We start from the raw sequence: 3,504 nt of genomic DNA, 5'->3' as shown, positions 1-3,504 counted from the left end.
CAAGGGCAACACCGTGTACGCCGGTGGCCTGTACAGCGACATCACCTACGCGTTCGACGTGTCCAAGCTGCCGGCCGTCACGCTGCGCGGGGTGAACATGCCGCAGGACACCCCGTGCGGCTCCATTCCCGACGCGTACTGGACGTTGAAGGACGGCACCGCCTACGGCACCTACATGGGCGGCGCGGACGTGCCGGGGCCGTGCCACTACACCAACGGCGAGATGCGGGTGTCCAACGGCTTCGGTGGTTCGCCGGGCTCGATCGTGCACATGGATGCCAACGGCAAGACACTGTCCGAGATCCCGGCCGCGCTGCCGGTCGGCGAGGACCCGGTGGCCTGCCCGGACTACCCGGCGTTGCCCCGGGCCACCTGCGCGAATCCGCACGGCATCCAGGTGCGCGAGGACCTCAACCGGCTCGTCGCCTCGGACTACGCCGAGCCGCGCAACATCGTGCTGGACCCGGTGAAGCCGCAGGACGCCAACATCTTCCGGGACACCGTGCGCATCTTCGACATCTCCCAGCGGGACAACGCCAAGCTGGTCTCGGTCTCCCACATGCCCGACGGCCCGCGCAAGGAGCGCAGCCCCGAGCACGAGGAGCCGCGCGGCATCATGGAGACCACGGTCACCAACCTGCCGGGCCACAAGGGCGCGTTCTCCGAGTCGATGTGTGGCGGCGTCATTTACTACACGCCGGACATCACCGACCCCAAGCCGGTGTGGCGTGAGGTCTTCGACACCTCCACGGCCTCGCAGCAGATCGACCCGCAGGCCGGTGAGGGGGCAGGGTGCAGCGGCGGTGGCTGGGTGCAGACCAGCCCCGACGACAAGTACCTGTACCACGCGGTGATCGGTCGCGGTCCGGGTGCGCTGGGCATCGGCGACAACGGTGGGCCGAAGCAGGTCTACATGCTCAATATCTCCAAGTTGCTGGCCGCGGGTGAGCACCCGACGTGCTCGATCGACACCATGTACGAGGTCGGGCACGGCGGTCAGGAGAAGGACTGCCCGGCGCTGTCGGACGCCTACAAGGTTGAGGACAACACCTCCGGTGGCCCGCACTGGGGCACCTACGACAACTTCCGGATCGGCAAGGACGGCTTCTACCACGAAATCAAGAACGTAAGCCGTATCGCGTTCTCGGACTACTTCGTGGCCCGCGCCAACGTCGACGGCAACCACAAGCTCTGCATCCTGGACATCTCCCCGCAGGGCAAGTTCTCGCTGGACACCAGCTTCGTCGATGAGAACCTGGGTACGCCGTGTGTCGACTTCAACCGCACCAGTTGGCCGCACGGTGATTACGGTGACGCGAAGCCACACTCGATGATCTTTGTGGTCGCCGACGAGGACGTTCGCTGAGCTCGCCCGGGTGAGCGGTCCGTCCGGCGGACACGTCGGCCGGCGTTAAGCTGACGACGTGTCCGCCGTGCTGCTGCGCCCCCGCTGGCTGGCCCTGCACGTGCTGGTCGTGGGGCTGGTGCTCGCCTTCAGCGGGCTGGCCTGGTGGCAGTTCGATCGGGCCCGGGACGGCAACATGCTGTCCATCGGCTACGCGTGCGAATGGCCCGCGTTCGCGGTGTTCACGGTGGGGGTGTGGATCTGGCTGTGCCGGGACGCCGTCCGCCCACACTGCGATGCGCCGGCCCGCCCCCCGGCCGCCGATCCGCAACGGGTACCCGACGAACTGGTGTTGCCGGTGCGTGAGACCGTCGTGCTGCCGCTCAATCCGGACGACGACGCCGAACTGTTGGAGTACAACCGCATGTTGGATCGCCTCCATAGGCAGCCGAAATCGTGACCGAGACCGCGACCGGCAAACCGGTCGAGGCCGCGTTGTTCCGCTACCGCATCGCGGCTTACATCGTGGGCACCCTGCTGCTGATCGCGTGCACCGCGTCGATCGTCAAGCACGGCTTCCACGGCCCGGACTTCCTCTGGATCTGGTTCGTGCACGGCTACTTCTACGTCGTCTATCTGGTGCTCGCCTTTGACCTGTACCGGCGCACCCGGTGGCCGCTGCTGCGCCTTGCGGAGATGATCCTGGCGGGCCTGCTGCCCGGGCTCACCTTCGTCATCGAGCGGCGGGTGGCCGCCTTCGCCGCTTCCCGCGGCATCGGGCGCTGAGACATGCCCAGTTCGATTGCCGAACTGGTCGCACTGTTCGATCTCGAGGTGATCGAGGAGGGGCTGTACCGCGCGCAGCCGCCGGTGACCCAGTTTCAACGGGTGTTCGGCGGTCAGGTGCTCGGCCAGGCCCTGCTCGCCGCCAACCGCACGGTGCCGGTGGAACGGCCGGTGCACTCGCTGCACGCCTATTTCCTGTTGCCGGGCGACCCGGCGGTGCCGATCGTCTATGACGTCGACAACCTGCGCGACGGCCGTTCGTTCAGCGCCCGGCGGGTGGCGGCCCGTCAGCACGGCAAGCACATCTTCTATCTGACAGCCTCGTTTCAGATCGAAGAATCAGGTCTGGAGCATCAGGACGTGATGCCCGCGGTGCCCGATCCGGACGACTGCCCCACCCTGGAGCAGAGCATCGAGGCCATCCGCGGCCCCGAGGCGGCGGCCCGGATGGCCGAGGAGTTCGCCGCGTTGGACGTGCGCTACGCGGGGTCCTCGTCGGTGGGCGGCACCCTGTCCGATCCCGCGCACCCGGCGTTGGCCCGGATGTGGCTGCGCGCCAACGACCGATTGCCCGACGACGCGGGCCTGCACCGTTGTGTGCTGGCCTACATGAGTGACCTGACGCTGTTGCACGCCAGCCTGGTCCCGCACCAGGTACTGATCGATGCCATGGCGCGTGCCTCGCTGGACCACGCCATGTGGTTCCACCGCCCGTTCCGGGCCGACGAGTGGCTGCTGTACGACCAGGTCTCGCCCTCGGCGGGCGGCGCGCGCGGGTTGTCCTTCGGTCGGCTGTTCGATGCCGACGGGATGTTGGTGGCCACCGCGGTGCAGGAAGGCCTGATCAGACCGGGACAGGCGGGATAGCCCCCCGAATGGGGGGCGGGCACCCACCATCCGCCTACCCTGGTCGGTATGCACACCCCGCCCGATGACCGGTCGCTGGCCGAGCGGCTGCACGATGGGCTGAGCCAGCAGCTGTTCGCGGCCGAACTCGATCTGCAGGAGCTGCGCGTTCACCCCGACCTGCCCGACGACGTGCGGGCAGTGGTGGATCGGCTCTCCGCGCGACTGGCCGCGGGTTCCCGGCAACTGCGCGAGGCGTTGCTGGGGGTGCCGGCGGATGCCGACGGCGAGGCCTCCGCACCGCTGCCCGAGGCCCTGAGCGGGGTGAGCGCCGCGTTCGCCGCCGAGTGCCCCGCCGTGGGCGTTACGGTGCAGGTGACCGGGGAGGGGCCGCAGCCGCCGGCCCCGGCCGGGCGGGTGCTGCTACGCGCGGCGCGCGAGGGTCTGGCCAATGTGAGCAAGCACGCGGACGCCGCCCACGCGCTGGTGGTGCTGCGCCGAGGTCCCCGCTGGTGGACCGTGGAGGT

Annotated in this window: 5 protein-coding genes; all 5 read left to right on the top strand. The window is 68.8% G+C overall.

The window, feature by feature from the left end:
- A partial coding sequence (locus VGJ14_00545; protein ID HEY2830882.1) for a hypothetical protein occupies positions 1 to 1,366 on the top strand: 1,366 nt, incomplete at its 5' end.
- Between the two features lie 58 nt (positions 1,367 to 1,424).
- On the top strand, positions 1,425 to 1,805 hold the full coding sequence (locus VGJ14_00540; GenBank protein HEY2830881.1) for a hypothetical protein: 381 nt from the start codon (positions 1,425 to 1,427) through the stop codon (positions 1,803 to 1,805).
- The gene (locus tag VGJ14_00535; GenBank protein ID HEY2830880.1) at positions 1,802 to 2,131 is read left to right on the top strand and encodes a DUF3817 domain-containing protein; all 330 of its coding nucleotides are present in this window, start codon (positions 1,802 to 1,804) and stop codon (positions 2,129 to 2,131) included. Before VGJ14_00540 ends, VGJ14_00535 begins: the two co-directional genes overlap by 4 nt.
- A gap of 3 nt (positions 2,132 to 2,134) precedes the next feature.
- A complete protein-coding gene (locus VGJ14_00530; protein ID HEY2830879.1) occupies positions 2,135 to 2,998 on the top strand; it encodes an acyl-CoA thioesterase II in 864 nt (287 codons plus the stop codon).
- 48 nt (positions 2,999 to 3,046) lie between these two features.
- A partial coding sequence (locus VGJ14_00525; protein HEY2830878.1) for a histidine kinase occupies positions 3,047 to 3,504 on the top strand: 458 nt, incomplete at its 3' end.

The organism is Sporichthyaceae bacterium, assembly GCA_036493475.1.
In the GTDB taxonomy this organism is placed as follows: domain Bacteria; phylum Actinomycetota; class Actinomycetes; order Sporichthyales; family Sporichthyaceae; genus DASQPJ01.
The sequence above is the reverse complement of the archived record's forward strand: the minus strand, read 5'-3'. Positions and strand labels throughout refer to the sequence as shown.

Bases quoted from the DNA above. Each gene is read 5' to 3' on its own strand.
- VGJ14_00530 (HEY2830879.1), top strand. From the start codon at position 2,135: ATGCCCAGTTCGATTGCCGAACTGGTCGCACTGTTCGATCTCGAGGTG.